Annotated in this window: 12 protein-coding genes; 6 read left to right on the top strand and 6 right to left on the bottom strand. The window is 68.1% G+C overall.

Going from position 1 to position 14,655, the window contains the following annotated elements; genetic code table 11:
• Positions 1 to 2: 2 nt before the first annotated feature.
• Genes ACQ3HE_RS04235 through ACQ3HE_RS04225 form a run of 3 tightly spaced genes read right to left on the bottom strand, consistent with a single transcriptional unit; the run spans position 3 to position 4,012 of the window.
• The gene (locus ACQ3HE_RS04235; RefSeq protein WP_430891428.1) at positions 3 to 2,108 is read right to left on the bottom strand and encodes an ABC transporter ATP-binding protein; all 2,106 of its coding nucleotides are present in this window, start codon (positions 2,106 to 2,108) and stop codon (positions 3 to 5) included.
• Entirely contained in the window at positions 2,101 to 3,024 is a 924-nt protein-coding gene (locus ACQ3HE_RS04230; RefSeq protein WP_079705531.1) for an ABC transporter permease, read from the bottom strand. The genes ACQ3HE_RS04235 and ACQ3HE_RS04230 overlap by 8 nt, the downstream gene beginning before the upstream one ends.
• A gap of 4 nt (positions 3,025 to 3,028) precedes the next feature.
• Positions 3,029 to 4,012 (bottom strand): ABC transporter permease, encoded by a 984-nt coding sequence (locus tag ACQ3HE_RS04225; protein WP_079705532.1) that lies wholly within the window; start codon positions 4,010 to 4,012, stop codon positions 3,029 to 3,031.
• A 296-nt stretch (positions 4,013 to 4,308) separates the two neighbouring features.
• Here ACQ3HE_RS04225 and ACQ3HE_RS04220 point away from each other — a divergent pair, with 296 nt between their 5' ends.
• The 3 genes from ACQ3HE_RS04220 to ACQ3HE_RS04210 all read left to right on the top strand — a co-directional run bounded on the left by ACQ3HE_RS04220 (position 4,309) and on the right by ACQ3HE_RS04210 (position 8,604).
• Positions 4,309 to 6,033, top strand: a complete 1,725-nt coding sequence (locus ACQ3HE_RS04220) for an ABC transporter family substrate-binding protein (protein ID WP_159878240.1) — start codon at positions 4,309 to 4,311, stop codon at positions 6,031 to 6,033.
• A gap of 161 nt (positions 6,034 to 6,194) precedes the next feature.
• Positions 6,195 to 8,102, top strand: coding sequence for a translational GTPase TypA (gene typA / locus ACQ3HE_RS04215; RefSeq protein WP_056007297.1), 1,908 nt, complete (start codon positions 6,195 to 6,197; stop codon positions 8,100 to 8,102).
• Between the two features lie 70 nt (positions 8,103 to 8,172).
• Positions 8,173 to 8,604, top strand: coding sequence for a hypothetical protein (locus ACQ3HE_RS04210; protein WP_124769011.1), 432 nt, complete (start codon positions 8,173 to 8,175; stop codon positions 8,602 to 8,604).
• 67 nt (positions 8,605 to 8,671) lie between these two features.
• Here ACQ3HE_RS04210 and efeB read toward each other — a convergent pair whose 3' ends face one another.
• The 3 genes from efeB to efeU all read right to left on the bottom strand — a co-directional run bounded on the left by efeB (position 8,672) and on the right by efeU (position 12,297).
• Positions 8,672 to 10,069: an iron uptake transporter deferrochelatase/peroxidase subunit gene (gene efeB, locus ACQ3HE_RS04205; RefSeq protein ID WP_430891427.1), complete on the bottom strand. Its 1,398-nt coding sequence runs from the start codon at positions 10,067 to 10,069 to the stop codon at positions 8,672 to 8,674.
• Positions 10,070 to 10,182: 113 nt separating this feature from the next.
• Positions 10,183 to 11,394: an iron uptake system protein EfeO gene (efeO, locus tag ACQ3HE_RS04200; protein ID WP_124769013.1), complete on the bottom strand. Its 1,212-nt coding sequence runs from the start codon at positions 11,392 to 11,394 to the stop codon at positions 10,183 to 10,185.
• Positions 11,395 to 11,448: 54 nt separating this feature from the next.
• The gene (gene efeU, locus ACQ3HE_RS04195; protein ID WP_430891426.1) at positions 11,449 to 12,297 is read right to left on the bottom strand and encodes an iron uptake transporter permease EfeU; all 849 of its coding nucleotides are present in this window, start codon (positions 12,295 to 12,297) and stop codon (positions 11,449 to 11,451) included.
• A gap of 185 nt (positions 12,298 to 12,482) precedes the next feature.
• On the opposite strand from efeU, the gene ACQ3HE_RS04190 reads away from it, so the two are divergent.
• From ACQ3HE_RS04190 to dapC, 3 genes are read left to right on the top strand one after another with little or no spacing between them, the layout of a single operon-like run.
• Positions 12,483 to 13,016: a hypothetical protein gene (locus ACQ3HE_RS04190; RefSeq protein WP_159878244.1), complete on the top strand. Its 534-nt coding sequence runs from the start codon at positions 12,483 to 12,485 to the stop codon at positions 13,014 to 13,016.
• A 39-nt stretch (positions 13,017 to 13,055) separates the two neighbouring features.
• Entirely contained in the window at positions 13,056 to 13,379 is a 324-nt protein-coding gene (gene fdxA / locus ACQ3HE_RS04185) for a ferredoxin (RefSeq protein WP_079705538.1), read from the top strand.
• Between the two features lie 4 nt (positions 13,380 to 13,383).
• Positions 13,384 to 14,505: a succinyldiaminopimelate transaminase gene (gene dapC / locus ACQ3HE_RS04180; RefSeq protein WP_430891425.1), complete on the top strand. Its 1,122-nt coding sequence runs from the start codon at positions 13,384 to 13,386 to the stop codon at positions 14,503 to 14,505.
• Positions 14,506 to 14,655 lie beyond the last annotated feature (150 nt).

Genomic DNA, 14,655 nt, shown 5'->3' with positions numbered 1-14,655 from the left:
GATCAGGCGGTGACGAGCCGGTCGCTCTCCGCATGGTGACACGCCACGAGCCGTCCGTCGACGGGGCGCTCTCGCGGATCGTCGCGTTCGCAGACCGCCTGCTTCTCCGCCGGCAGCAGCTGGAACAGCGGGCAGCGGCTCCGGAAACTGCAGCCGACCCGGTCGTCGCTGGGGGAGGGGAGGTCGCCGTTCAGCAGGATGCGCTGCCGGCTGCGTTCGATCTCGGGGTCCGGGACCGGCACCGCGGAGAGGAGCGCCTGCGTGTACGGGTGCTTCGGGTCGTCGAAGATCGTGGCGCTGGGTCCGTACTCGACGATGCGCCCGAGGTACATGACCGCCACGTCGTCGGCGATGTGCCGGACGACGGCGAGGTCGTGGGCGACGAACAGGTACGAGAGTCCGAGCCGCTGCTTGAGGTCTTCGAGCAGGTTGATGACGCCGGCCTGGACGGAGACGTCGAGCGCGGAGACCGGCTCGTCGAGCACGAGGATCTTCGGTTCGACGACGAGCGCCCGGGCGATGCCGATGCGCTGTCGCTGGCCACCCGAGAACTCGTGCGGGTACCGGCCGGCGAAGGACGGTTCCAGGCCGACGAGTTCGAGCATGGCACCGACGCGGGAGCGGATCTCGGTGGGGGAGACCCCGTGGACGGTCAACGGTTCGCCGATGATGTCCTCGATCGTCATGCGCGGATCGAGCGAGGCCATCGGGTCCTGGAACACCACCTGGATGTCGCTGCGCAGCTTCCGGCGGTCGGGCTTCGACAGCGTCGCGGTGTCGACCCCGTTCACGTGGATGCTGCCGCCCTGCGTCCTGGCGAGTTCGAGGATCTCCATGATCGTCGTCGTCTTCCCGCAGCCGGACTCCCCGACGAGGCCGAGGGTGCGTCCGCGCTGGACGCTGAACGAGACCCCGTCGACCGCGCGGACGGTGCCGATGTTGCGACGGAACACGACGCCCTTCGTGAGCGGGAAGGCGCGGGTCAGGTCGCGGACGTCGAGGACGGTCTCCGGAGCGACCTCGGCGACGAGCTCCTCCGGTACCTCGTCCGGCCGAGGGAAGATCTCCGGGCGGCGCAGCGACCCGTCGGCGATCTCGCCGGCGCGGATGCACGCCGCGGTGTGGTCGACCGAGGTCGTCGGGTCCTCGACGGGACCGTCGAGGACGGGGAGCAGCGCCGGTTCACCCTCGAGGCAGGCGGCCACGGCGATCGGGCAGCGCGGGGCGAAGGGGCAGCCGGTCGGCACGGTCGTCAACAGCGGTGGGCGTCCCTCGAGCGGGACGAGTCGCTCCTGCTGGTTCGCGGCCATGTTCGGCATGGAGCGCAGCAGACCGATCGTGTACGGCATGAGGGGTTCGCGGAACAATGGGACGACGGGTGCCGTCTCGACGATCCGACCCGCGTACATCACGGCCACCCGGTCGGCGTTGCCGGCGACGACACCGAGGTCGTGCGTGATGAGCACCACGGCGGCGCCGGTGATGTCCTTCGCCTTCTGGAGCACCTCGAGGATCTGCGCCTGGATGGTGACGTCGAGCGCGGTGGTCGGCTCGTCGGCGATGATCAGCTGCGGGTCGTTGGCGATGGCGATCGCGATCATGGCCCGCTGACGCATGCCACCGGAGAATTCGTGCGGGAACGACCTGGCACGCCGCTCCGCGTTCGGGATGCCGACGATCTTCAGGAGTTCGACGGCCCGGGTCTCGGCGGCGCGCTGCGAGAGCGCGGAGTCGTGGAGACGGAGGCCCTCGGCGATCTGCTGACCGATCGTGTAGACGGGCGTGAGGGCCGAGAGCGGATCCTGGAAGATCATGGCGATGTCGCGCCCGCGGATCTTCGACAGTTCCTTGTCAGACTGGCCGAGCAGCTCGACGCCGTCGTAGCGGATGCTGCCGCTCACCTGCGCATTGGTCGGGAGCAGCCCCATGACGGCCATCGAGGAGACGCTCTTACCGGAGCCCGACTCGCCGACGATGCCGAGGAACTCGCCTCGCCGCACCTCGTAGGAGACACCGCGGACGGCGTGCACCGGCGTGCCGGCGTTGGGGAAGGTGACGCTGAGGTCGTCGACCTTGAGGAGCGGCGCGGTCGCCTGGGGGTCAGTCACGGTTGGCTCCTGAGGTCGGGTCGATGGCGTCGCGGAGGGCGTCGCCGAGGAGGCTCGAGGCGAGCACGGTGATGACGAGGATCGCTGCCGGGAAGACGAACAGCCAGGGCCGCGTCACGGCCGCACTCGCACCGGCGGCGAGGAGAGTACCGAGCGAGACGTCGGGCGCCTGGACGCCGAAGCCGAAGAAGCTCAGCGTCGTCTCCGACAGGATCGCCGCGCCGATGCCGAGCGTCGCGTCGATGATGAGGAGGCTCGCGACGTTCGGGATGATGTGCCGACGGATGATCGTGAACCCGGGGACGCCCATGAAGCGCGCGGCCTTGACGTACTCGCGTTCGCGGAGCGACATCGTCTGCCCGCGGATGACGCGGGCGAGCACCATCCAGCCGAACAGGACGAGGAAGACGACGAGGGCGAGCCAGGAGAGCGACTTGAACGCCGGGCTGAGGAGCACGAGGAGGAAGAAGCCGGGGATGACGAGGAGCAGGTCGATGAGCCAGACGATCGCCTTGTCCCAGACACCGCCGACGTAACCGGCGATGGCCCCGACGAGTCCGGCGATGATCGCCGCCCCCGGGCCGACGATCAGGCCGATGACGATGGACTTCTGCAGACCGACGAGGGTCTGCGCGTACACGTCCTGGCCGATGTTGTTCGTGCCGAACCAGTGCGACAGCGAGGGCGGCTGGCTGAAGGCGAGGCCGTCCTGGTCGGTGAAGGACCAGGGGGAGAGCAGCGGGCCGATGAAGGCCCAGAGGATGATGAAGAGGAGGACGCCTCCACCGATGCGGGCGCGCTTCGTGGCGAGCACCTTCCGGAGGATCGTGCGTCCGCGGGACTGCGGCCGCTTTGGTGCATCCCGCATCGTCTCGGGTTCGCCGACGGTGAGGGTCGATGGGTCGGTCAGTGCCATGTCGTTACACCCGCACTCTCGGGTCGAGCGCCGCATAGATCACGTCGGAGAGGGTTCCGGCGATCAGGACGAGGATGGAGGTGAAGAGGATCGTTCCGGCGGCGGCGTTGATGTCCGAGTTCGAGACGCTCGTGAGGAGGTACTCGCCCATGCCGTGCCAGCTGAAGACGTTCTCCGTCACACTCGCGCCGGTGAGGATGAGCCCGAAGGAGTAGGCGAAGAACGTCGACATCGGGATGAGCGCGACGCGGACGCCGTGTCGGATGATCGCGGAGCCGCGGGTCCGGCCCTTCGAGCGGGCGGTCCGGATGTAGTCGGCGCTCATCACGTCGAGCATGGCGCTGCGCTGGTACCGCGAGTACGAGGCGACGGCGCCGACGGTGAGGGTGATGGTGGGCAGCAGCAGATGCATCGCCCGGTCGCCGAACTGTGTCCAGAACCCGCCCTGTAGGCCGGCGGTGTACTCGCCGGTGAAGTTGATGACGTTCGTGCCGACCGCCTGGTTGAGCGACGTCGCGAGGATCATGAGCACGACGCCGATGACGAAGACGGGCATCGCGAGGATCGTGAACGAGGCGTAGGTGATGATCTGGTCGCTGGCCCGGTACTGCCGGACGGCGCCCCAGACGCCGAGGGCGACGCCGATGACCGCGCCCAGGATGGTGCCGATGACGAGGAGTCGGAGGCTCGTGCCCGAGCGCTCGAAGATGTCGGCCGTGACCTGGGTGCCGCGGGTGCTGACGCCGAGGGACCCGGTGGTCACGAGCTGGGTGACCCAGTCCCAGAGGCGTTCGAGCAGCGGCACCTTCGGGTTGACGCCCATCTTGTCGAGCGCCGCGTCGATCGAGGACTGCGGGATGGGCGGGTTCTTCCCGAGGAACCGGGCCGAGGGCTGGAGCGTCATGCTCACGAGCACGTAGCCCAGCATGGTGGCGATGGCGGAGAGGAACAGGTAGTTGACCAACCGCCGTGCAATGAACCCGATCATGTACCAGCCTTGCGAAGTCGTTGTGCGGGACCGCGTCGTCCCGTCAGCTGTGCTCCCCTCGTGGGGTGGAGACACTGTAACCCCGAACCATCGGGAATCAGAAAACGACGCGTGTTCCCAGGAAACGAAACGTATGTTTCCGGCTCGTACCGTCGAGAAATCGAAACGGTAACAATTCGTGCCCACTTGTGGGGGATCCCCGGAGCGGGTGCAAGATGGTCCACATTGGCCTGCGCGCCTTCCGCTCCGCATCGGTGCGGCGTTGCGCAGTTACACGTCACGAAAGGTGGATCTCGATGAGTTCCAGAACACAGGGATCGAAGCGGCGCGGCGGGATGATCCTCGCCGGCGTCTCGATCGTCGCCCTCGCATTGACGGCTTGCACCGGAGGCGGTTCAGGCGGTGGCGGCTCGACGTCGAAGCCCGCCGAGCTGTCCGGCACCGGCTGGGAGCGCGCCGACGCCGACCAGATCGCCCAGGGCGGCACACTGAACCTCGCGGTCGACACGATCCCGGCCAACTGGAACCTCAACAACCTCGACGCCGGTACGGTCGACGACCAGTTCCTCACGAACTTGTACACGCCGTCGTTCGTCAAGATCAAGGAAGACGGCTCCTGGGAGGCGAACCCCGACTACGCGACCTCGGTCGAGCTGAAGAGCGAGGACCCGCAGGTCGTCGAGATCAAGATCAACCCCGACGCCGTGTGGTCCGACGGCACCGCGATCAGCGTTGACGACGTCGCTGCGACGTGGCAGTCCCTGAACGGCGCGAACGAGGCGTACGCACCCACGTCCACGAACGTGTGGAAGGACATCGAGTCCGTCACCGCCGGCGACAGCCCGCAGGACGTCCTCATCACGTTCAAGAACAAGAACGCGGACTGGCCGTCCATCCTCGGCAACATCTGGCCGAAGTGGCTCGGCGCGACGCCCGAGTCGTTCAACACCCTCTGGGCGACCGGACCGTACGCGGCCGACGGCACGACCTACGTGTCGGGTGGCCCGTACATCGTCAGCAAGATCGACCAGACCGGTGCCGTCGTCACCTTCGCGCCCAACCCGAAGTGGTGGGGCGACAAGCCGAAGCTCGACAACATCATCTTCAAGCAGATCTCCCGCGCCGGGCTCGCCCAGGCATTCTCCAACAGTGAGATCGACGTCTTCAGCGTGGGTTCCAACGCCGACAACTACCAGACGGCTCAGAAGCGCAGCGACGCCGAGATCCAGCGTTCGCGCGGTACCACCTACAACCACATCACGCTGAACGGCACGTCCGAGGTCCTGAGCGACCCCGAGGTCCGCCAGGCGTTCGCCAAGTCGATCAACCGTCAGACCATCGCCGAGGCCCGCCTCGCCGCGATCGACGCGCCGACCGACCTGCTGAACAACCTCATCTTCCTCCCGGGCCAGGACGGCTACGAGGACGACGCCTCCAAGGTGCTCGGCTACGACATCGACGCGGCCAAGAAGCAGCTCGAAGACGCCGGTTGGAAGGAGGGCAGCGACGGCATCCGCGAGAAGGACGGCCAGAAGCTGACCGTCCGCTACGTCATCGACTCCGACAACCCGGTCTCCGCCGAGACGTCGCAGCAGGTGCAGGCCATGGTGAAGGAGTCGGGCTTCGACCTCCAGATCGACACCGTCCCCTCGGATGACTTCTTCACGAAGTACGTCACCACCGAGACCCGCGACTTCGACGCCGTGAGCTTCGCGTGGCAGGGCACCGCCTTCCCGATCTCCAGCACCGAGTCGATCTTCTACCCGGCCGATTCCGGGCAGAACTTCCCCGGCGTCACCGACGACTCGCTCGGTGACCTCTGGGCGAGCGCCAACGCGGAACTCGACCCCGACAAGCGCCTCGAGATCGCGAAGGAGATCGACAAGAAGATCGTCGCCCTCGCGACCACGCTCCCGCTGTTCCCGGTGCCGTACACCTACGGCGTCAAGACCGGCCTCGTGAACTACGGGCCGACCCAGTTCGAGACCATCGATTGGAAGAACGTGGGCTGGAAGAAGTAAGCCACACGACGGGTTCCTCCTGAACCCTGAGGACGACGGGCATCGGCGGGAAACCGCCGGTGCCCGTCGCCGTTCAGCCCCCGGCCAGGACTCCTGCGGTATGATGGTCCGTCGGCACCATCGTGCCCGAATCCCATCCACTTGAAGGAAGCCACCCTTTTATGGCGCTCGCCACTCGTTCCGATCTGCGCAATGTCGCGATCGTGGCCCACGTTGACCACGGCAAGACGACCCTCGTCGACGCCATGCTGCGACAGACCAACTCTTTCGCCGAACACGCCCACCTCGAAGAACGCGCCATGGACTCGAATGAGCTCGAGCGCGAAAAGGGCATCACCATCCTCGCCAAGAACACGGCGATCTCGTACAAGGGCGAACACGCCACCGACGGCCCGATCACGATCAACGTCATCGACACCCCGGGCCACGCCGACTTCGGTGGAGAGGTCGAGCGCGGCCTGTCCATGGTCGACGGCGTCGTCCTCCTCGTCGACGCGTCCGAGGGCCCCCTGCCGCAGACCCGCTTCGTGCTCCGCAAGGCGCTCGAGGCCAAGCTGCCGGTCATCCTCCTGGTCAACAAGACCGACCGCCCCGACGCACGCATCGACGAGGTCGTCGTCGAGAGCCAGGACCTCCTCATCGGTCTCGCCAGCGACATGGTCGACGACGTCCCCGACCTCGACCTCGACGCCGTCCTCGACGTCCCGGTCGTCTACGCCTCCGGTAAGGCCGGCCGCGCGTCGTCCAACAAGCCCGCCAACGGCGAACTGCCCGACAGTGAAGACCTCGAGCCGCTGTTCGCAGCCATCCTCGAGCACATCCCGGCTCCGCAGTACGACGACGAGCACCCGCTCCAGGCGCACGTCACGAACCTCGACGCCTCGCCGTTCCTCGGTCGTCTCGCGCTCCTGCGCATCTTCAACGGCACGCTGAAGAAGGGCCAGACGGTCGCGTGGGTCCGCCACGACGGCGACGTCCACAACGTCCGCGTCACCGAGCTCATGATCACGAAGGCCCTCGACCGCTACCCGGCCGAGAGCGCCGGCCCCGGCGACATCGTCGCCGTCGCCGGTTTCGCCGACATCATGATCGGCGACACCCTGGCCGACCCCGAGGACGTCCGCGCGCTGCCGGCCATCACGGTCGACGACCCGGCCATCTCGATGACCATCGGTACCAACACCTCGCCGCTCATGGGCAAGGTCAAGGGCCACAAGCTCACCGCGCGCATGGTCAAGGACCGCCTCGACCGCGAGCTCATCGGTAACGTCTCGCTCAAGGTCCTCGACATCGGTCGACCCGACGCGTGGGAGGTCCAGGGCCGTGGAGAGCTCGCGCTCGCCATCCTCGTCGAGCAGATGCGTCGCGAAGGCTACGAGCTCACCGTCGGCAAGCCGCAGGTGGTCACGAAGCGTATCGACGGCAAGGTCCACGAGCCGTACGAGCACCTCACCATCGACGCTCCCGAGGAGCACCTCGGCGCGATCACGCAGCTCCTCGCCGCTCGCAAGGGCCGCATGGAGAACATGGCGAACCACGGCACCGGCTGGGTCCGCATGGAGTTCATCGTCCCGTCGCGCGGTCTCATCGGCTTCCGGTCCGAGTTCCTCACCGCCACGCGCGGTACGGGTATCGCCAACGCGTTGGCACACGGATACGGCGAGTGGGCCGGCGCGATCACGACGCGCAACAACGGTTCGATCGTCGCCGACCGCTCCGGTGTGGTCACGCCCTTCGCGATCATCGCGCTGCAGGAACGCATGTCGTTCTTCGTGCAGCCGACCGAAGAGGTCTACGAGGGCATGGTCATCGGCGAGAACTCGCGCAACGACGACATGGACGTCAACATCACCAAGGAGAAGAAGCTGACCAACATGCGTCAGTCTTCGGCCGACAACTTCGAGTCGATGACGCCGCCGCGCGTCCTCACGCTCGAGGAGAGCCTCGAGTTCGCCCGCGAGGACGAGTGCGTCGAGGTCACGCCCGAGCACGTGCGCATCCGCAAGGTCGAGCTCGACGCTCAGGCCCGCCAGCGCAGCTACTCGCGTCTCAAGAAGCAGTCCGAGTAGGCGGTAACCGCTCCAACCCGATGCCCGGTCCTCTCAGGAAGACCGGGCATCGGGTCGTTAAGCTGATCGCATGCGCCGACCCGCCTCCCTCGCCCTGCTGGCCGCCCTCGTCCTCGCTCCGACGCTCGCCGGGTGCAGCGTCATCGAGTCCACCGTCAAGGACTCCGTCGAGCAGGGCATCCGCGACGCCACCGGTGGCGACTTCGACGTGAACCTCGACGAGGGGCTGCCGGACGGATACCCCGTCGACGCGGTCCCGGTGGTCGACGGCACGGTCAACGGCGGACGTGGGACGGTCGACGGCAAGGACACCTTCGTCGTGACGGTGCAGGCGACCGACGCCGCCACCGCAGCCAAGGACGCGCTCGTCGCGGCGGGCTTCACGATCGACGGGGAGATCGCGAACGGCGACGGTTCGATCGTGACGCTGTCGACGACGGCCTACGACGTGAAGCTCGTCGCCTCGGCGGACAGCATCCTCTACACGGTGACGGTCAAGTAGCACTTCGACAGGCTCGGTGACCGGTCAGGGAGGGCTCAGTGACCGGGGCTCAGCGACCGGGCAGGTCCTACGCGAAGAGCGTCTCGCCGACCCAGCCGTCCTTGCTCGCGCCCGGCGGCACCGCGAAGATCGCCGACCCGACGTGCTTGATGTACTCGTTGAGCGCATCGGTGGCCAGCGCGCGCTGCACGTCGATGAACTGCTTCGGCGATCGCTGGTACGACATGAAGAACAGTCCGGCGTTCAACCGCCCGAGGTCGTCGTTGCCGTCGACGAAGTTGTATCCGCGTCGCAGGAGCTTCGTGCCCTTGAGCTGGGTCGGGTGCGCCAGGCGCACGTGCGAGTGCTTGTCGATGAGCGGCTGATCCGTTGCGCCGACCGCGTCGAAGTCGGGCTCAGTGAACTCCTTACCGCCCGACAGCGGTGCGCCCTCGCCCTTGCTCCGACCGATGACGCGCTCCTGCTCCTGGAGCTGCGCGCGGTCCCAGGTCTCGATGATCATGCGGATCTTCCGGACCACGAGGTAGGAACCACCGCTCAGCCAGGCGGCGCTGTCTCCGTCCTGAACCCAGACCTGCTCCTCGACCGTCTTGGTCTCCTCGGACTTGACGTTCGCGGTGCCGTCTTTGAAGCCGAACAGGTTGCGCGGGGTGACCTGGCTGGTGGAGGTCGAGGAGGTACGACCGAAGCCGAGCTGCGACCAGCGGACGGAGGCGCGTCCGAACGCGATGCGGCTCAGATTGCGGATCGCGTGCACGGCGACCTGCGGGTCGTCGGCGCACGCCTGGATGCAGAGGTCGCCGCCGGTGAGGCCCGCCTGGAGGTTGTCGCCCGTGAAGCGGGGGAGCTTCTCCAACTCGCCCGGGCGCCGGTCGGCGATGCCGAACCGGTCCGTGCCGTCCTCGGCGGTGAAGAGCGTGGGTCCGAACCCGAAGGTGATCGTGAGCCCGCTGGCGGGCAGTCCGAGCGCTTCTCCGGTGTCGACCGGGGGAGCGAGCGGGGAGCCGTCGACGGCACCGCCGTCGGCGACCTCCTTCCCCTGCGTCATGCGCGCCGCGGCGACGCTCCAGTCCTGGAGCAACTCGATGAGCTCCTCCCGGGTGGTCCCAGCCGACACGTCGTACGCGGCGAAGTGCAGGCGGTCCTGCGCCGGCGTCGTGATCCCGCTCTGGTGGGCCCCGTTGAACGGGTAGACCGTCGTGACGCCCGCGGCACTCGCCGAGGCGCTGACGGCGGCGGTGATGGCCGCGGTCGCCCCGGCTCCGGCCGCCAGCCCTGCGGCGCCCGCTCCGGCGAGGCCGAACAGCGCCCGGCGCGACAGCCCGCGCCGCGGGGCGTCGTTCGGTGGTGCGGACGCGGCGCCGGGTTCAGGCGCGGTGGGCGTCGATCCTGCCTCGGGTCCAGACGCGGTGGGCGTGGACCCTGCCTCGGTTGCAGGAGTCGTGGGGGGAGTGTGCTCGGTCATCGGACCTCATGCTATTCAGGGATGGCTGGAAGGCCGCAGGGCCGGAACCCCCAGAACGCTCTGAGCGGTTCCGGCCCGGCGCGCCGCGGAGGCGGCGGTGGATCCGTTCGGTGCTACTCGGCGACGCCGAGCACCGTGTGGGTGAGCTGCGACAGCGGCTCGGCGAGGGCGTTCACCTGGTCGGAGAGCTCCTTGCGCTGCTCCTCGGTGACGGTGTCGTAGCTCACGAAGCCGCTGTCGAGGCTGCCGTACTTCGCGAGCAGGTCCTGCAGCGCCGTGAACTCGGTCTCGATCTGGCCGACGAGCTTCGTGCCCGCGTCACCCTTGCTCGCGGCGATGTCCTTGACGTTGCCGAACGCGACCTCGGCTCCCTGCACGTTGGCCGCGAAGTCGTAGAGGTCGGTGTGGGACCACCAGTCCTCCTCGCCGGAGATCTTGCCGACGGCGACCTCGTCCAGGAGACCGATGGCACCGTTCGAGATGTCGCCGAGGCTCACGGTGAAGTCCTTCTCGGAGACGAGGTCGAACAGCTGCTGCACGTCGTCGACGAGTCCGGTGGCGAACTGCTGACGCTGTTCCGGCGTCGACGGCGTCCAGTCCGTCAGCGCGCTCGTGCCGTCGGAGTTCAGCGCGTCGGCTGCCGGCGGCCAGAGGTCCTTCTCGATCCGGTGGAAGCCGGTCCAGTCGAGTCCTTCAGCCACGGCGTCGACCTCGCGGTAGTCGATCTTCGGGTCGAGGTCGCCGAACGCCTCGGCCGTCGGCTCGATGCGTTCGTACGAGACGCGCGTCGTCGCGAAGAGCTGACGGGCGGTCTCATCGTCGCCGGCGGCGTACGCGTCGGTGAAGGCCTTCACCTGCGGCACGAGTTCGGCCACCTGCGACTTGATGTACGCGACGTAGTTCGTCACGGCCTGGTCGGTGAGCGCCTGCTCGTCCTTCGAGACGGCCGCGTTCTCACCGGTGACGGTGAACTCGGCGAGGCCGACGGGAGCCCCGACGAGCTGGAACTTGCAGGCCGTGTAGTACGTGCCGGGGTTCAGCTGAGCGACGTAGGACACCGTCTGGCCCGGCGTCACGTTCTCCTTCTCGCCGACGATGCGCAGCTTGTCCGAGGCGAGGATCTCGAACTCGTTGACGTCGGTGCCGTTGTTGGTGATCGAGAACGTCACGGCACCGGCCGTCGCCTTCGCGACGGACACCGAGCACGAGTCGTCGGTGATGGCGACGGTGAGTGCGTCGCTTCCCGTCTTGTTCGGGACGCATCCCGTGAGGGCGAGGGCGAGGACGCCCGCGCCGGCGAGGCCGGCGATGATGCGGTGCTGCATGGAGACTCCTGTCGGAAGGTGCTGGTGCTTGGTTCGTGGTGGGGCGGGGACCGGTCAGGCGTTCGTCGTGACCGGTTTCGTGACCGAGGTCGGGCGCCGACGGCCGAGACCCGAGACCCGGATGAAGCAGACGAGCGTGACGATCAGGTACAGCAGCCACGCACCGAACTGCGCCCAGGTCGGGGCAGGGGTGAAGTTGAAGAGTCCGCCGAGGACGGTGCCGTACCAGCTCGTTGGAGGGATGATCGCGCTCAGGTTGAACGCGGCCTGCCCCCAGCCGGGGATGGCGCCCGCTTCCTGGAGGTCGCCGACGCCGTAGGCGAGGACGCCGGCAGCCACGACGACGAGGAAGAGCCCCGTCCACGTGAAGAAGGTGCCGAGGTTGATCCGGACGAATCCGCGGTAGATGAGATACGCGATGACGACGGAGGTGAGGATGCCGAGGAGCGCGCCGATCGAGCCGACGACGGCGCTCTCACCGGAGTTGACGCTCGCCCAGATGAAGAGGGCGGTCTCGATGCCCTCGCGGCCGACGCTGATGAAGCCGAGGACGACGATGCCGATCGCCGATCCGGCGACGGCGGCGTCGAGTCGTGACTCGAGGTCGTGCTTGAGCTCTCGGGCGTTGCGCCCCATCCAGAAGATCATCCAGGTGACGAGCCCGACGGCCAGGATGGAGAGTCCGCCGCCGAGGATCTCCTGCGCCTGGAAGCTCAGCCCGTACGGTCCCCAGGTGAGGATGGCACCGACACCGAGCGAGACGACGATCGCGACGGCGACGCCGAGCCACAACCGGGGGAGGACGTCGCGGCGGCCGAGCTTGTTCAGGTAGGCGACGAGGATGCCGACGATGAGGCCTGCTTCGAGGCCTTCGCGGAGGCCGATGAGGTAGTTCGCGAGCACGTGACCGGACTTTCGGGCGTCGAGCAGGCGGTCGCCCAGGGGAGGCCGTCGTCTGCGGGGTGGGGATGCATCCGAGGGCGCGCCGGGCGGGGCGCTGCGACTTCGGAACGCGGTTGGGTAAGGCTAACCTTATCCGACGTCGACCATAGCGCCTGATGCTGAGGCTGTCCAGATACAATCGGCGGATGACCGATCCGGCCCCCGACCCCAGCCTCCCAGACGGCCGCACGGTCGGCGACGACCGCTGGTTCCCGCCGACACCGCCGCAGCAGGACGCACCGCACGAGCAGTCCACGGCGTCGCGGGTGATCGGGATCGTCCTCGCGTTCCTCGTCGGTCTGGCGTACGGCGCCATCGGCACGGTCGCGCACGCCTGGGCGCCCTCCGTACTTGGTGTCGCCCTCCCGGTCGGACTGGTGCTCGGGATCCTCGGCGTGGCCATGCTCCTGGTCGGACTCCGCATCGTCCTGGGGGACCGGCTCGCAGCGTCGGCAGCGGCCCTCGGGGTCATCCTCATGATCGGGATCCTGCTGCTCGAGAGCACCGGCGGCTCCGTCCTCATCCCGCAGAGCGTCTCGGGCCTCGTCTGGACCATCGCGCCCGGTCTCATCGCCGTCCTCGTTGTCGCGTGGCCGAAGCTCCCGGAGCGCGCCCGCACGCGCGACGACCGTCCCGCGGGACCGGCGCCCGAACCGTTCCCCGTCTCGCCGCAGGCGTAGACTGGACAACTCAGTGCTCGTGAAGGGAGCCACCCGCCCGTGACCTACGTGATCGCCCTGCCGTGCGTCGATGTGAAGGACCGCGCCTGCATCGACGAATGCCCCGTCGACTGCATCTACGAGGGTGAACGGTCGCTCTACATCCACCCCGACGAATGCGTCGACTGCGGTGCGTGCGAGCCGGTCTGCCCGGTGGAGGCCATCTACTACGAGGACGACCTTCCCGAGGAGTGGGCGGACTACTACAAGGCCAATGTCGAGTTCTTCGACGAGATCGGTTCCCCGGGTGGGGCCGCGAAGGTCGGCGTGATCCCCTCGGACCACCCGCTCATCGCCGCGCTGCCGCCACAAGCCCACGAGTAGTCGCGTGGCACTGCAGCCGCTGCCCGACTACCCCTGGGACCTCATGGTCCCGTATGCGGAGCAGGCCCGTCGCCACCCCGACGGCATCGTCGACCTCTCGATCGGTTCGCCGGTCGATCCGACTCCCGGCCTCATCCGGGATGCGCTCCGGGCGTCCACGGACGCACATGCGTACCCGACCACGGTCGGGACGCCCGAACTCCGGCAGGCGATCGTCGACTGGTTCGCGCGCCGTCGTGGTGTCGAGGGGCTCAGCCTCGACGCCGTCCTCCCGACGATCGGCTCGAAGGAACTCGTCGCGCTGCTCGCCTTCCTCCTCGGCCTGGGCGCCGGCGACACCGTGGTCCACCCGGTGGCCGCCTATCCGACGTACGCGGTCGGCGCGGCGATCGCGGGAGCCGAGGCGTTCGCCTCCGACGATCCGTCCGAATGGCCGGAGAGCACCCGGCTGGTCTGGCTGAATTCCCCCGGCAACCCCGACGGTCGTGTCCTGTCGGTCGACGAGCTGCGCGCAGCCCGAGCCAGAGCCCGCGAACTCGGCGCCGTCCTCGTGGGCGATGAATGCTACGCGGAACTCGGCTGGGAGGGGGAGTGGTCCGACACCCCGACCCCGTCCGTGCTCGATCCACGCGTGACCGACGGCGACACCGAGGGTGTCCTCGCGATCTACTCCCTGAGCAAGCAGTCCAACCTGGCCGGATACCGTGCCGCGTTCCTCGCGGGCGACGAGCGCCTGGTGCGTCGGCTGGTCACCGTCCGGAAGCACGCGGGTCTCATGCTGCCGGCCCCGCTGCAGGCCGCCATGGTCGCGGCGCTCGGCGACGACGCCCACGTGGCGGAGCAGAAGGCCCGCTACCGCGCCCGACGCGAGGTGCTGCTCCCGGCCGTCCGTGAGGCCGGGTTCCGGGTCGACCGCAGCGAGGCGGGACTGTACCTGTGGATCACCGAGGGCCAGGACGCCTGGGTGAGCATCGACCGCCTGGCATCGATCGGTGTCCTGGCGGGTCCAGGGGTGTTCTACGGCGAGGCCGGACCGCAACATGTGCGGCTCTCCCTGACCGCCTCAGACGAGCGCATCGCGGCCGCCGCGGCCAGACTTCGGGGACTCCGCCCGATTTCGGGGTGAACTCCAAGGAAGCCGCCGGATCACTGTGGGAAACAGCAGTAGGGTCCGAAGCCGATTAGGCTGTATGTGACACGCCGTCGTATCGGAGGGCGATGTCGAGTCCCTATCGCACAAAGATATGAGGAGGCGCCGTGGGCGACGTCGAGAAAC

Source organism: Plantibacter auratus (assembly GCF_050587365.1).
Taxonomy (GTDB): Bacteria; Actinomycetota; Actinomycetes; order Actinomycetales; family Microbacteriaceae; genus Plantibacter; species Plantibacter auratus.
The sequence above is the reverse complement of the archived record's forward strand: the minus strand, read 5'-3'. Positions and strand labels throughout refer to the sequence as shown.